This is a genomic window from Sphaerotilus uruguayifluvii (genome assembly GCF_013294065.1).
Taxonomy (GTDB): domain Bacteria; phylum Pseudomonadota; class Gammaproteobacteria; order Burkholderiales; family Burkholderiaceae_C; genus Sphaerotilus; species Sphaerotilus uruguayifluvii.
In genome coordinates, this window is sequence record NZ_JABSNM010000012.1 from 1 (window position 1) to 14,160 (window position 14,160).

Sequence of the window (14,160 nt, forward strand, 5' to 3'; positions counted from 1 at the left end):
GCCCTGATCTCGGGCGGCGCCGACACGGCCGACGCCAAGCTCGCCATCATGGAAGAGTGCGGCTTCAAGGTCACCCGCAACCCCTCGGAAATGGGCCGCATCCTGAAGTCGCTGCTGTAAGCCGCGATCCTTTCTGCGCATGCACAAAAAGGCCGCCCCGAGGGGCGGCCTTTTTCATGGGCCTTGTGATGCTCGTGGACACCCGCCTTCGCGGGCGTGGCGGGAGGCGGAATCAGCCGTTGTCGGCCGGCAGCTTCGGCGCGGTGCGCACGCTCAGCCACATCGTCACCGCCAGGATGCCGATCACGGCACCGAGCGACGCGAACACCGGGATCTTCACGAGGTCGATCAGCAGCATCTTGGTGCCGATGAAGGCCAGGATCACCGCCAGACCGTAGCTCAGCAGGTGGAACTTCGAGGCCATCGCCGCCAGCAGGAAGTACATCGCACGCAGGCCCAGGATCGCGAAGATGTTCGAGGTCAGCACGATGAAGGGGTCGCCGGTGATCGCGAAGATCGCCGGAATCGAGTCGACCGCGAAGATCACGTCGGTGACGCCCACCAGCGCGATGACCAGCAGCAGCGGGGTGGCGATGCGCTTGCCGTTCTCGACGGTGAAGAACTTCTCGCCGTCGAAGCCCTTGCTGACCGGCATCACGCGACGCAGCAGCTTCAGCGCCGGGTTGCTCTCCAGGTCAGGCTCCTGACCGGCCGCCCACCACATCTTGATGCCGGTGATCAGCAGGAAGGCGCCGAAGACGTACAGGATCCAGTGGAACTGCGCGATCAGCCAGGCGCCCACCAGGATCAGCACCGTGCGCAGCACCATCGCACCGATGATGCCGATCATCAGCACCCGCTTTTGGTACGACGGCGGCACCGCGAAGTAGGTGAAGATCATCAGGAAGACGAAGATGTTGTCGACCGCGAGCGACTTCTCGATCAGGTAGCCGGTCAGGAACTCGAGCGCGCGCGTGTTGGCGATCTCGGTGCCGTGCTCGCGCCAGGTGGCCCACCACAGCAGGCCGTTGAAGGCCAGGCTCAAGCCCACCCAGACCAGCGACCAGTTCAGCGCTTCCTTGACGCCCACCTCGTGAGCGCCCTGCTTGCGCAGCACGACGAAGTCCACGAACAGGGCCAGCAGCACCACCGCCCCGAAGAAGAGCCAGAGCCAGTCCGGCGCCATCGAATTCATCAGCATGAACAGCACTCCACAGGTTTCGATCAGGTCGTTCGACGAATGACGAGACTTGGAGCGGCCTTCGGCACGGTCTGCGCGGCCCTGAAGGGCGCTCCGTACCGAAAGGTCTTGCGACGGACACGCGGCGGGCGCCGCGCGGAACGTCCGTCCGCGAACCCGGGCAAAAGGCGGTCAGGCCCTTTGCCGTACTGACGGGATGTCGCGATGACCGGGCGGTCACCTGCTACTCCCCTTTCGATGCGCGGATTCTGCCGTGAACCGCCTTTTCCCCGCGAACCCTGGGGTTGAACGCGTCGGTACCGATGTCTGGCGATGCGTGTATCCTGTCACGCATCATGCTGAAGCTGCTTGCCCGCTGGTTCCTGCTCGCCGCCGCACTGCTGCTGGTGGCCCACCTCTATCCGGGCATGGAGGTGCGCGGCTTCGGCGCCGCGCTGGTGGCGGCGCTGATCCTCGGCCTGCTCAACGCGATCGTGCGACCGCTGCTGGTGGTGCTGACGCTGCCGGTCACGATCGTGACGCTCGGGCTGTTCCTGTTCATCGTCAACGCGGCGGTGTTCCAGTTCGCCGCCTGGATGGTCGACGGGCTGCAGGTGGCCGGCTTCGGCGCGGCGCTGATCGCCTCGCTGCTGTACAGCCTGTGCGGCATGGTCATCGACAGCGCGCTGCAGCGGCTGTTCGACGAGGACTGAAACATGCTGCCGTGCGGCACGGCACTCAGTCGTCCTCGCCGCGGCGCTCGCGGTCCATCTCGGCACGGCGCTGCTGCTCCAGCGCCTTCAGCCGCGACTCGATGACGATGCCCTCCACCGACTCGACCGCCCCGCTGCCACGCGCCAGACGCTGACCGGCCCGCAGGCGGTCGATCGCGCCGGGAAGATCGCCCAGCGCCGCGCGGGCTTCGGCCTGGGCGCGCAGCGAGGCCAGCGGCTGGCCGAGCCGTTCGGCCAGCTGCGCCCAGGCCTGCCAGGCACCGGCATCGCCGGGATGGATCGCCACCCAGGTCTGCATGTCCTCGCGGGTGCGCGCGGCCAGCGTCACGTCGGACTGCGGCTGCGTCGCCAGCCGGGCCGCCAGCAGCAGGCCCGCACGCGTGCCGTCGAGCAGGCCGCCGCCGGACAGCACGCTGGCGGCCTGCGCCGGCTGGCCGCGCTCGAGCAGCGATTCGACCTGCAGCACCTGCACCGCACGCTGCACCGCCGGGCCCTGCGGCGCGGCCAGCGCGCGGGCACGCGCCAGTGCCGCGTCGGCGACCCGCCAGTCCTTCAGCCGGGTCGCGGCCAGCGCGGCCGCGCAGGCACTCGACAGCGCCTCGGGCGTGTTCGCCGCCGCGGCCGCGCCGGGAATGCCGCCGCCGGCCAGACGCATCAGCGTCTCGCTGCGGCTGTCCATCAGCGCACGCGCACGCCCCTGCATCGCCGCATGCAGCCAGCGCGCCGGCTCCGGCGGCACCGCGCCGGCGCCCGCCGCGCCGCTGGCCACGCCCAGCCGCGAGCGCGCCTCGGCGATGCGCTCGCTGGTCAGCGGATGGCTGCGCAGATAGGGGAACTGGCCGCCGTCGTTCAGGCGCGAGGCCCCCTGCAGCCGGTCGAACATCATCGCCATGCCCGAGGGCGCGAAGCCGGCGGCGTCGAGCACGCCGAAGCCGATGCGGTCGGCCTCGCGCTCCATGTCGCGGGAGAAGTTCAGCTGGCCCTGCACCGCGACCGCCTGTCCGCCGGCGATCATCGCGTTGGCCGCGTCGGCGCTGCGCGAGGCGGCCAGGATGCCGACGATCAGCGTGGCCACGCCGAGCATCGACTGGCGCCGGTTCGTCGCCACCGAGCGGGCGATGTGGCGCTGCGTGATGTGCGACATCTCGTGCGCCAGCACCGCCGCGAGCTCGTCGCGGCTGCTGGTCAGCGCGATCAGGCCCAGGTGCACGCCGACATAGCCGCCGGGCAGCGCAAAGGCGTTGATGGTGCGGTCGCGCACCAGGAAGGTCTGCCACGCGAAATGCTCGCGCTCCTCGTCGGAGAGGTCGCCGCGCGAGCGCGCCGCGACCAGCAGCGGCTGCCACAGGCTGTCGACGTAGTCCTGCAGCAGCGCGTCGTCGATGACATCGGGATCGCGCCGGATCTCCTTCATGATGCGCTCGCCCAGGCGCCGCTCGGCGCCGACCGTCAGGTCCTCCGAGGCCGCGTCGCCCAGCGAGGGCAGCGCCGGCGAGGTGCTCGCGGCATGGGCCGGAGGCAGCGCCGCCATCGGCATCGACAGGCCGAGCAGCAGCGCCAGCAGCGGCGCGCGCATCGAGGACAGCTCAGGCATCGTGGTTCATCTTCGCAGGCTTCGTGGGCTGCGTATCATGCCGCCACGCCACTGCCCGCGTGTATCTCCCTGCTGATCGATTGCGATTGCCGATGAACTCCCCGCTGACCCACTTCGATGCCCACGGCCAGGCCCACATGGTCGACGTGTCCGGCAAGACCCCGACGCACCGCGTCGCCACCGCCACCGGCACGATCCGGATGCAGCCCGAGACGCTGGCGCTGATCGCCCGCGGCGAGGCGAAGAAGGGCGACGTGATCGGCATCGCGCGCATCGCCGCGATCCAGGGCGCCAAGCGCACCGCCGATCTGGTGCCGCTGTGCCATCCGCTGCCGATCACCCGGGTGGCGGTCGACTTCCGCCTCGACGAGGCCGCCTCGGCGGTGCACTGCGAGGCCACCGTCGAGACGCTGGGCCGCACCGGCGTCGAGATGGAGGCGCTGACCGCCGTCCAGGTCGGCCTGCTGACCATCTACGACATGTGCAAGGCCGCCGAGAAGGGCATGGTCATGACCGACATCCGCCTGCTCGAGAAGCGCGGCGGCAAGTCCGGCGACTGGCTCGCTCAGGGCTGAGGCTTCAGCAGCTCGGCCGGCAGCGCCGGATCGGGCCGGCACTGGAAGGGCAGCTCGGCGCCCCGGCGCGGCGGCTGATCGCAGACCGAGAAGAACTCGCTCGACATCGGATTGCGAAACTCGCGCAGCCGCGCCGCGACATGCGCGGCCCGCGCCGTCTCGCCGCGACCGGCCAGCGCCTTCGCGTAGGCGATCATCAGCCGGGTGTCGGCGAGGTGGTAGAGCGGCCGCTCGAAGGAGTCGAAGACCTCCTCGGGCGACCGGGCCATCGTCGCGCGGGCGTAGTCGGCGTGGTGGCCCCACAGGACGCTGCGCCGGCCGCGCTCGATGCGCTCCGACAGCGGCTGCACCTCGCCGAAGGACAGGTCGGGCTCGAAGATCACCGCCACCGTCCAGTACTCGACCGTCGACCAGACCGAGGCGACCAGCGCGAACGAGCCGGCCACGCTCCACACCCAGGGCCACAGCCACGCAGCCCAGCGCGCGGCGCGCGGCTCGCCCTGCGGCACCGGCACGCTGCCGCTCAGCCAGCCGGCGATCATCATCGCCGGCAGCAGGAAATAGACGTACCACAGCGGGTACTCGAGCAGGCTGTGCACGCCGACCATCACCAGCATGAACAGCGCGGTGCGGGCGCCGCGGGCGCGTTCCTCGTCCTCGCCGCCCAGCGCGGCGCGGGCACGCCAGCCGGCCCAGGCGGTGCCCAGCAGCACCGCGAGCGTCAGCGGCACCCCGGACTCGACCGCCAGCTGCAGCGGCAGGCTGTGGCAATGGTCGAAGAAGGACACCGGCCGCCCCGGGAAGGGCGTCATCGACCAGACGAAGTTGAACGCGCCGACGCCGGTGCCGGTCCACGGCCGCGCCTCGATCATCGCCAGCGTGTTGGCCCAGATGCGTCCGCGCGAGCTGCTGGCGTCGCCGTGCAGCGTCTTCTTGATCTGGTCGTCGCCGTAGTACATGACGCCGTGGGCCGACAGCCACTGCTCCAGGCCGATCCAGCTCAGCGCGTACAGCGGCACCATCGCCACCAGCAGCCAGCGCACCGGGCGCGGCAGGCGAGCGTCGAGCAGCCCCCACAGCGCCAGCAGGCCGACGCCGACCATGCCGGTGCGCGAGGCGGTCATCGCCACGCCGAAGACCAGCGTCGACACCACCGCGGCCAGCATGGCCACCGGACGGCGCTCGCGCACCGACAGCCACACCGCCGCCGCCACCGCCCACAGCAGCAGCGTCGAGAGCTGGTTGGGCTGGCGCATGTTGCCGATCGCGCGGCCCGGCGTCGTCGGAAAGGCGACCCAGCGGCCGTCGGCCATCTGCGGCGCGAACACCTGGACCAGGCCGACGACGACGCTGAGCAGGCCCGACACCAGCAGCGCGGTCATCAGCGGCTCGACCCAGGCCTGGCCGCGGCCGTCGCGCACCGCCTGCGCGACCGCATGCATCAGCGCACCCCCGAGCACCAGGCAGGCCAGCACCGGCAGCCGCTGGCCCCAGGGCGCCCCGGGCATCGCGGTGGCCGCCACCAGCAGCGCGCCGACGCCCAGCAGCCAGCGCGTGGCCGCCGAGGCGGGCGTGTCCACCCGGGTGTTGAGCCCCCACACCATCAGCCACAGCCCGCAGCCGCCGAACGAGACGACCTGGTTGAAGTAGGTCGAGGTCGGCGGCGCGCTGCCGGCCAGCAGGAAAGGCAGCGCGACGGCCAGGAAGGCCAGCGGAACGAAGGGACTCGGGTCGGAGGAGGACGACGTCATGGCGGGCCGATGATAGCGAGCCGCCCCGCCCTCCCCGCTGACCGTGCCCCTGAAACGACAGATGCGCCCGGAGGCGCATCTGCATCTGTCAGTTCGGCCGAATTGTGCCAGTGCGATCAGGAGTTCTTGCGGCAGTTCGACGGAACATATTTGTTCTTGGCCGCATCGGTCACCACACAAGTCCAAGTGACCGGGCCGCCATCAGTCACAGCAGGAGTCAGGGTCAGCGCGACAGACTGTGCCGTAGACTTCATCGTCACTGTGATGATGCCGCTCGCATCGGCGCAAGCCAGCGAATCAACTTGGCCACCCACGTTTGTGTTGACTCCAGAACAGTTCTTGGCCGAAGAATCAATCGTCCCGCCATTGTTCGAGATGTTCTCTGACACCGTCGTCTTGGCACCAGAAGCCAAGCCAAGACCTTCTGTGACGCGGGCGCGGACTGTGTAGTCCTGATAGGCAGGCAACGCCACCGCCGCCAAGATGCCAATGATCGCCACAACGATCATCAGTTCGATCAGAGTGAAGCCTTGCTGGATACTTTTCATGACACTACTTCCTGAAAATTGAGGAGAAATCAACGAGAGTGTGCGGCACGTTTCACGAAAAATGTGCCGTAATTCGCAAATTGTGTATCAGGAATTCTTGCGGCAGTTCGACGGAACGAACTTGTTCTTGGCTGCATCTGTGACTTGGCAGGCCCAAGCAACTGGTCCGCCAGAACTGACGCTCGGCGTCAGGGTCAGAGCCACCGACTGAGCAGTCGGTTGCATCGTCACAGTGATCGCCCCTGTGGTGTCATCACAGGCCAGCGTCTTCACCTGCCCGCCGACATTGGTGTTCACGCCCGAGCAGTTGCCGGTCGCATTGATCGTGCCGCCGTTGCTGGAAATATTTTCCGACACCGTCGTCTTGGCACCGGAGGCCAGACCCAGGCCTTCCGAGACCTTCGCGCGGACCGTGTAGTCCTGGTAGGCCGGCAGCGCCACCGCGGCCAGGATGCCGATGATCGCCACGACGATCATCAGTTCGATCAGGGTAAAACCTTGTTGCACGCGCTTCATGGAAGGATCCTCCGTTGACTGTAGACGGAGCAGCAATGTGCAGACTCCGTGCCAGCCTTCAAAGCGGCAACAACCGGGGGCTGGAGCCGCTGATGCGGCTCATGGACTGACATTTCTTGGCCGATCGGGTCGACCCGGCGGCCAAGAAATGTCAACCCGTGCGGGGTCGGGACAAGATTTGTCACCCGGTCGCGGGGGAGCGACCCGCCATCGTGTCCGGCTTCACGTTCAACTGCTTGCAAAAATGAAAAAAGGGTGGCTTGACAGCCACCCTTTCTTGTCGAGCTCAGGTCAGGCTCGGCAGGATCACATGTCCATGCCCATGCCGCCCATGCCGCCCATGCCGCCGCCCGGCATCGCCGGCGCGTCTTCCTTCGGGGCCTCGGCGACCATGCACTCGGTAGTCAGCATCAGCGAGGCGACCGACGCGGCGTTCTGCAGCGCGGTGCGGGTCACCTTGGTCGGATCCAGGATGCCCATCTCGATCATGTCGCCGTAGGTGTCGTTGGCGGCGTTGAAGCCGTAGTTGCCCGCACCGGCCAGGACCGAGTTGATGACGACGCTCGGCTCGCCACCAGCGTTCGACACGATCTCGCGCAGCGGGGCTTCGATCGCCTTCAGGACCAGCTTGATGCCGGCGTCCTGGTCGGCGTTGTCACCCTTGATCTCGCCGGCCAGCTGGCGAGCGCGCAGCAGGGCGACGCCACCACCGGCGACGATGCCTTCTTCCACGGCGGCACGGGTCGCGTGCAGCGCGTCTTCCACACGGGCCTTCTTTTCCTTCATCTCGACTTCGGTGGCAGCACCGACCTTGATGACGGCGACGCCGCCGGCCAGCTTGGCCACGCGCTCCTGCAGCTTCTCGCGGTCGTAGTCCGAGGTGGCTTCCTCGATCTGGATGCGGATCTGCTTGACGCGAGCCTGGATGTCGTCCTCGGCACCGGCGCCATCGATGATGGTGGTGTTTTCCTTGCCGACTTCGATGCGCTTGGCCTGGCCCAGGTCAGCCAGGGTGACCTTTTCCAGGGTCAGGCCGACTTCCTCGGCGATGACCTTGCCGCCCGTCAGGATGGCGATGTCTTCCAGCATGGCCTTGCGGCGGTCGCCGAAGCCCGGAGCCTTGACGGCGACGACCTTCAGGATGCCGCGGATGGTGTTGACCACCAGGGTCGCCAGCGCTTCGCCGTCGACGTCCTCGGCGATGATCAGCAGCGGGCGGCCGGCCTTGGCGACCTGTTCCAGCGTCGGCAGCAGATCGCGGATGTTCGAGATCTTCTTGTCGAACAGCAGGACGAACGGGTTGTCCAGCAGCGCGGCCTGCTTTTCCGGGTTGTTGATGAAGTACGGCGACAGGTAGCCGCGGTCGAACTGCATGCCCTCGACGACGTCGAGCTCGTTGTTCAGCGACTTGCCGTCCTCGACGGTGATGACGCCTTCCTTGCCGACCTTGTCCATCGCCTCGGCGATGATGCCGCCGACGTCGGCGTCGGAGTTCGCCGAGATCGTGCCGACCTGAGCGATTTCCTTCGAGGTGGTGGTCGGCTTGGAGGCCTTCTTCAGCTCGGCGACCAGGGCGATGACCGCCTTGTCGATGCCGCGCTTCAGGTCCATCGGGTTCATGCCGGCGGCCACGTACTTCATGCCTTCGCGGACGATGGCCTGGGTCAGCACGGTCGCGGTGGTGGTGCCGTCACCGGCGTTGTCGCTGGTCTTGGAAGCGACTTCCTTGACCATCTGCGCGCCCATGTTCTGCAGCTTGTCCTTCAGCTCGATCTCCTTGGCGACCGAGACACCGTCCTTGGTGACGGTCGGGGCGCCGAACGAGCGCTCCAGCACGACGTTGCGACCCTTGGGGCCCAGCGTGACCTTGACCGCGTTGGCCAGGATGTTCACGCCCTCGACCATGCGGTGACGAGCGTCTGCGCCGAAGATGACGTCTTTTGCAGCCATGTTCTAACTCCGAATACTTGAAATCTTGGGATGGGGGGAGATGTGCGGGAGAAGGCGCCTGACGGCGGCTTACTTCTCGACCACGGCGAAGAGGTCCTCTTCGCGCATCACCAGCAGCTCGTTGCCGTCGACCTTGACGGTCTGGCCGCTGTACTTGCCGAACAGCACGCGGTCGCCGACCTTGACGTTCAGCGCGACGAAGTCACCCTTGTCGTTGCGCTTGCCCGGGCCGACGGCCAGCACTTCACCCTGGTCCGGCTTCTCGGCAGCGTTGTCCGGGATGATGATGCCCAGAGCGGTCTTGGTCTCGTTTTCCAGACGCTTGACGATCACGCGGTCGTGCAGGGGACGAAGGTTCATGGCGACTCCTAGAAACAGAGCTTGGATCGGACAGAAGATGAGGTGGGGTCCCGGCGATCAGGGACCGCCGGGATCACTAGCACTCACCACTGGCGAGTGCTAACGGAACTGATTATAGGAACGCGATCGCGGCTTTCAAGAGGGGGTGCCCCCAGAAACCCCACGGAAACCCGTTACGCTCGAGGGGCAGTACTCGCCCGCCCGTCCACTTCTGCCGATTCCGAGCCCGCGATGACCGACGCTCCCCCGCCCTCCTCCGCACGCAGCGCGCTGCCGCCCGACGACACGCAGCGCGCGCTGCTGCACAACGAGGTCCACGCCCGCCCGACCGCGCGCATCCGCCTGCCGGCGCTGGTCGTCTATGTCGCGGTGCTCAACGAGGGCATCAGCCGCGAGCAGGAGCTGGCGCACCTGCGCCTGCTGCCGGGCCAGCAGGACCTGCCGCCGGAGGCGCTGCGCGACCACTTCGTGCGCCTGCGCCTGGGGAACTGCACGCTGAAGTGGGAGCGCCACAGCGAGTTCACCCGCTACTCGATCGTGCAGGCCCTGCCCGAAGGCGCCGGCCTGGAGGCCGAGAATCCGGCGCTGGACACGCTGGCGATCGACCCGGCCTGGCTGGCGGCGATTCCCGGACGCACCATCACCGCGATCAAGCTGGCGATGGTCATCGGCGACATCGCCAACGCGCCGGAAGCCGCCAGGCGCGGCCAGCGCTGGCTGGGCGGCCGCAGCGTGGTGGCCTCGATCATGGGGACCTACGGCCACTCGATCGCGGTGACCTCGTTCCGGCTGCGCGAAGACGGCTTCGAGCACATGCTGGTGATCGCGCCGGAGCGCACCACCGAGACGCGCGCGGGCCGCATCTCGCAGCGCCTGCTCGAGCTGGAGACCTACCGGATGATGGCGCTGCGCGGGCTGCCCGCGGCCAAGGCGCTGTCGCCGATGCTGGCCGAGGCCGAGTCGCGGCTGGCCGAGATCACCGCGCGACTCGAGAACAAGGCCGCCACCGACCAGGAGCTGCTCGACACGCTGGTGGCGCTGGCCGCGCGGGTCGAGCGCGCCACCGCCGAGAACCAGTACCGCTTCGCCGCGACCCAGGCCTATGACGCCATCGTCAGCCAGCGCATCCAGGAGCTGCGCGAGAAGCCGATCTCCGGCACGCAGACGATCAGCGAGTTCATGCAGCGCCGGGTCTCGCCCGCCATCCACACCGTCGCGGCGATCTCGCAGCGCCTGGGCGGGCTGTCGCAGCGCATCGAGCGCACCAGCGCGCTGCTGCGCACCCGCGTCGACATCGCCACCGAGGCGCAGAACCAGGAGCTGCTGGCGCAGCTCACCCGCGGCCAGGACCTGCAGCTGCGCATGCAGATGACGGTGGAGGGGCTGTCGATCGCGGCGATCTCGTACTACGTGATGAGCCTGATCTACTACGGCGCCAAGGCGATCAAGGTCGCCGGCGCGCCGATCAGCCCGGAGCTGGTCGCCGGTGCGCTGATCCCGGCGGTGCTGTGGGGCGTGTGGCGCACCAACCGGCGCATCCACGAGAAGCTCCACGCCGAGCAAGGTCACTGAAAAGACGCCGACGCACAATCGCCGGCCCTCACCTTTCCCCGTCCCACCCACGACACGAGGAGACTCGCCGATGAAGCTCGAGACCCTGGCCGTCCACGCCGGCTACCAGCCCGATCCGTCCACCAAGGCCGTCGCGGTGCCGGTCTACCAGACCGTCGCCTACGCCTTCGACAGCGCCCAGCACGGCGCCGACCTGTTCGACCTGAAGGTGCAGGGCAACATCTACACCCGGATCATGAACCCGACGCAGTCGGTGCTCGAGGCGCGGGTGGCCGCGCTCGAGGGCGGCATCGGCGCGCTGGCGCTGGCCTCCGGCATGGCGGCGATCACCTACGCGATCCAGACGATCGCCGAGGCCGGCGACAACATCGTCTCGGCCAGCACGCTGTACGGCGGCACCTACAACCTGTTCGCGCACACCTTCCCGCAGATGGGCATCACGGTGCGCTTCGCCGACCCGCGCGATCCGGCCTCCTTCGCCGCGCTGATCGACGAGCGCACCAAGGCCGTCTTCTGCGAGTCGGTCGGCAATCCGCTCGGCAACGTCACCGACCTGCGCGCGCTGGCCGACGTGGCGCATGCCGCCGGCGTGCCGCTGATCGTCGACAACACCGTGCCCTCGCCGGCGCTGTGCCGCCCGATCGAGCTCGGCGCCGACATCGTCGTGCACTCGCTGACCAAGTACATGGGCGGCCACGGCAACAGCGTCGCCGGCGCGATCGTCGACTCGGGCAGGTTCCCCTGGGCCGAGCACAAGGCGCGCTTCCGGCGCCTGAACGAGCCCGACGTCAGCTACCACGGCGTGGTCTACACCGAGGCGCTGGGCGCGGCGGCCTACATCGCCCGTGCCCGCGTGGTGCCGCTGCGCAACATGGGCGCGGCGATCTCGCCGATGAACGCCTTCCTGATCCTGCAGGGCATCGAGACGCTGGCGCTGCGCATGGACCGCATCTGCGACAACGCGCTGGCGGTGGCGCGCTTCCTCGACGATCACCCGAAGGTGGCCTGGGTCAACTACGCCGGCCTGCCCGAGCACCCGGACCATGCGCTGGTGCAGTCGCAGATGGGCGGACGCGCCTCGGGCATCCTCAGCTTCGGGCTGAAGGAAGGCGGCCGCGAGGCGGGCGCGCGCGTGCTCGACGCCTTCCAGCTCTTCACCCGGCTGGTCAACATCGGCGACGCCAAGTCGCTGGCGACGCACCCGGCCTCGACGACGCACCGCCAGCTCGACGCGGCCGAGCTGAAGAAGGCCGGCGTCAGCGAGGACATGCTGCGCCTGTCGGTCGGCATCGAGCACATCGACGACCTGATCGCCGACCTGGCGCAGGCGCTCGACGCGGCCTGAGCCGCCGGCTCAGCGCGCCGGCTGGGCCGCGGTCGCGGCGGTCGGCGCCTTCATCACCCGGGTGCGGCCGCCGGTGGTGACCAGCACCACCGCCTCGCCCGGCACGAAGCTCTCCTGCGCCCTGGCCTGCACCAGCGCCCGGCGCTCGCCGCTGGGCAGCTGCAGCAGGATCTCGACCGCCTCCTCGCGGGTGCCGAAGCGCTCGACCGAGTTGCCGATCACCGCGCCGGCCACCGCGCCGAGCACGCTGGCCACGCCGGCATCGCGCCGCCCGCCCACCGAGCCGCCGGCGATGCCGCCGATCACCGCGCCGGAGACGCCGCCGGCGCCGCTCTGCTGGCCCTCGACGACCACCGGCCGCACGTTGAGCACCACCGCGTCCTGCACCGTCGACAGCCGCTGCGCGTCGCCGGGACGGATCACGTCGGGGCTGGTGGTGCTGCAGGCGCCCAGCAGCAGGGAGGCGGCGACGGCCGCCGCGAGGAAAGCGGATTTCATGGTTCGGATCCCGGGAATCTCGGAGCTCAGCCGTGCAGACGGCTGTGTCGCGGCACGCTCGCCAGCAGGAATTCCATCTGGTCCGCCAGGATGCGCCGCCCCTTGAGGATCATGTCCTCGTGCAGATTGGGAATGTAGGGGAGGTAAAGGAGTTCCATGCCGGCCTCGTGCAGCAGCCGGTTGCCCTTGCGGCCGTTGCAGCCGCGGCAGGCGGTGATGCAGTTCATCCAGCCGTGGGCGCCGCCGCGCGAGGTCGGCACGATGTGCTCGCGCGTCAGGTGGTCCGGATGGAAGCGCTGGCCGCAGTAGGCGCAGGCATGGCGGTCGCGCGCGAACAGCTTCGGATTGGACAGCGCCGGCTCCTCGCGCCAGGCCCGGCTGGGCACCGCGCCCCGCACCGCGATGATCGGATGCAGCTCGACGCGCGACTGCAGCCCGCTGACGCGCTGGATGCCGCCGCGCATCACCAGGCAGGGTTCGCCGATCGTCCAGGCGACTTCGTCGCCGACGTAGAGCGTGGTGGCGTCCTTCGGCGAAATCCAGGCCTGAGGGCGCCCCGAGACATCGAGCTGCAGCACATCCATGGCAAGGTCCTTGCGTCCGAGCTTAGAACAGAGCCCCGGCCGACTTCAATCGTGGGTCAATGCCGCGTCAGGGCTCGTGTCGCGGCGTGAGGCTTCGCGACGCGCTGCACGGCAAACTGGAATAGAGTTTCGACTCTAGGACTTTCGGGACACCCCGACTTGCCGTGACGGGGACTTCAAGCAGAATAGAACGATCGTTCGTTTTCCTGTGACCGTGACCACCACCTCCGTCGATTCCCGTGCGGCCCGCAGCGGCTCCCGCGCCGCCCACAAGGGCCAGCAGACCCGCGCGTCCATTCTCGATGCCGCACTGAGCCTGGCGTCGCAGAAGGGACTCGAGGGCCTGTCGATCGGCCTGCTGGCCGAGACGACCGGCATGAGCAAGTCGGGGGTGTTCGCGCATTTCGGCTCGCGCGAGGAACTGCAGATCTCGGTGATCCGCGAGTACCACGCCCGCTTCGAGGAAGAGGTCTTCTACCCTTCCCTGCGCGAGCCGCGCGGGCTGCCGCGACTGGAGGCGATGTACCGGCGCTGGCTCAAGCGCGTCAGCGTCGAGATCGACTCCGGCTGCATCTACATCAGCGGCGCGGTCGAGTTCGACGACCGCCCCGGCCCGGTGCGCGATGCGCTCGCCGACATGGTCCGCACCTGGCACACCGGCCTGATGCGCTCGATCACGATGGCGCGCGAGGAAGGCCACCTGCGGGCCGACACCGATGCCCGGCAGATGCTGTTCGAGCTGCACGGGCTGGTGCTGGCGCTGCACCACGACGCGCGCTTCCTGCGCACGCCCGGCGCGGTGCAGCGCGCCGAGCAGGGTTTCCTGAACGTGCTCGATCGCTACCGCGCCGCACCGAGCGGCTGAAGACTGAAGCCCCGCGCGGCCCCTCCCGATATCCCGGCTGCGCCTCCCTGTTCCGTCGACCGATTCCGACTGTTCTCGATCTGAAGGA

General features: G+C 68.6%; 14 protein-coding genes and 1 pseudogene. 6 read left to right on the forward strand and 9 right to left on the reverse strand.

Going from position 1 to position 14,160, the window contains the following annotated elements; genetic code table 11:
• Positions 1-120 (forward strand): annotated as a pseudogene (locus HNQ01_RS13700) (succinate--CoA ligase subunit alpha); the annotation flags it as partial.
• 112 nt (positions 121-232) lie between these two features.
• On the opposite strand, the gene HNQ01_RS13705 reads toward HNQ01_RS13700, so the two are convergent.
• Entirely contained in the window at positions 233-1,195 is a 963-nt protein-coding gene (locus HNQ01_RS13705) for a TerC family protein (protein ID WP_173806125.1), read from the reverse strand.
• 341 nt (positions 1,196-1,536) lie between these two features.
• On the opposite strand from HNQ01_RS13705, the gene HNQ01_RS13710 reads away from it, so the two are divergent.
• A complete protein-coding gene (locus tag HNQ01_RS13710) occupies positions 1,537-1,893 on the forward strand; it encodes a phage holin family protein (RefSeq protein WP_173806016.1) in 357 nt (118 codons plus the stop codon).
• A 25-nt stretch (positions 1,894-1,918) separates the two neighbouring features.
• Here HNQ01_RS13710 and HNQ01_RS13715 read toward each other — a convergent pair whose 3' ends face one another.
• Positions 1,919-3,508 carry a M48 family metalloprotease gene (locus tag HNQ01_RS13715; RefSeq protein WP_173806017.1) on the reverse strand — a complete coding sequence of 530 codons (1,590 nt, stop codon included), beginning with the start codon at positions 3,506-3,508 and terminating at the stop codon, positions 1,919-1,921.
• Positions 3,509-3,600: 92 nt separating this feature from the next.
• On the opposite strand from HNQ01_RS13715, the gene moaC reads away from it, so the two are divergent.
• The gene (gene moaC, locus HNQ01_RS13720) at positions 3,601-4,083 is read left to right on the forward strand and encodes a cyclic pyranopterin monophosphate synthase MoaC (protein WP_173806018.1); all 483 of its coding nucleotides are present in this window, start codon (positions 3,601-3,603) and stop codon (positions 4,081-4,083) included.
• On the opposite strand, the gene HNQ01_RS13725 is transcribed toward moaC, so the two are convergent.
• The 5 genes from HNQ01_RS13725 to HNQ01_RS13745 all read right to left on the reverse strand — a co-directional run bounded on the left by HNQ01_RS13725 (position 4,074) and on the right by HNQ01_RS13745 (position 9,208).
• Positions 4,074-5,834, reverse strand: coding sequence for an O-antigen ligase family protein (locus HNQ01_RS13725; RefSeq protein ID WP_173806019.1), 1,761 nt, complete (start codon positions 5,832-5,834; stop codon positions 4,074-4,076). The two genes, moaC and HNQ01_RS13725, sit on opposite strands and share 10 nt — an antisense overlap.
• Before the next feature lie 116 nt (positions 5,835-5,950).
• Positions 5,951-6,382 carry a pilin gene (locus tag HNQ01_RS13730; RefSeq protein ID WP_173806020.1) on the reverse strand — a complete coding sequence of 144 codons (432 nt, stop codon included), beginning with the start codon at positions 6,380-6,382 and terminating at the stop codon, positions 5,951-5,953.
• Positions 6,383-6,469: 87 nt separating this feature from the next.
• Positions 6,470-6,898 (reverse strand): pilin, encoded by a 429-nt coding sequence (locus HNQ01_RS13735; protein WP_173806021.1) that lies wholly within the window; start codon positions 6,896-6,898, stop codon positions 6,470-6,472.
• A gap of 306 nt (positions 6,899-7,204) precedes the next feature.
• On the reverse strand, positions 7,205-8,848 hold the full coding sequence (gene groL, locus HNQ01_RS13740; protein ID WP_173806022.1) for a chaperonin GroEL: 1,644 nt from the start codon (positions 8,846-8,848) through the stop codon (positions 7,205-7,207).
• Between the two features lie 69 nt (positions 8,849-8,917).
• Positions 8,918-9,208: a co-chaperone GroES gene (locus tag HNQ01_RS13745; protein WP_173806023.1), complete on the reverse strand. Its 291-nt coding sequence runs from the start codon at positions 9,206-9,208 to the stop codon at positions 8,918-8,920.
• Between the two features lie 231 nt (positions 9,209-9,439).
• Here HNQ01_RS13745 and HNQ01_RS13750 point away from each other — a divergent pair, with 231 nt between their 5' ends.
• Positions 9,440-10,780: a DUF3422 family protein gene (locus HNQ01_RS13750; protein ID WP_173806024.1), complete on the forward strand. Its 1,341-nt coding sequence runs from the start codon at positions 9,440-9,442 to the stop codon at positions 10,778-10,780.
• A gap of 70 nt (positions 10,781-10,850) precedes the next feature.
• Positions 10,851-12,125: an O-acetylhomoserine aminocarboxypropyltransferase/cysteine synthase family protein gene (locus tag HNQ01_RS13755; protein ID WP_173806025.1), complete on the forward strand. Its 1,275-nt coding sequence runs from the start codon at positions 10,851-10,853 to the stop codon at positions 12,123-12,125.
• 9 nt (positions 12,126-12,134) lie between these two features.
• On the opposite strand, the gene HNQ01_RS13760 is transcribed toward HNQ01_RS13755, so the two are convergent.
• Together HNQ01_RS13760 and HNQ01_RS13765 are read right to left on the reverse strand one after the other, a co-directional pair.
• On the reverse strand, positions 12,135-12,623 hold the full coding sequence (locus HNQ01_RS13760; protein WP_173806026.1) for an outer membrane lipoprotein: 489 nt from the start codon (positions 12,621-12,623) through the stop codon (positions 12,135-12,137).
• Positions 12,624-12,649: 26 nt separating this feature from the next.
• Entirely contained in the window at positions 12,650-13,207 is a 558-nt protein-coding gene (locus HNQ01_RS13765) for an HNH endonuclease (RefSeq protein WP_173806027.1), read from the reverse strand.
• Positions 13,208-13,421: 214 nt separating this feature from the next.
• Here HNQ01_RS13765 and HNQ01_RS13770 point away from each other — a divergent pair, with 214 nt between their 5' ends.
• Positions 13,422-14,072, forward strand: coding sequence for a TetR/AcrR family transcriptional regulator (locus tag HNQ01_RS13770; RefSeq protein WP_173806028.1), 651 nt, complete (start codon positions 13,422-13,424; stop codon positions 14,070-14,072).
• Positions 14,073-14,160: the final 88 nt, after the last annotated feature.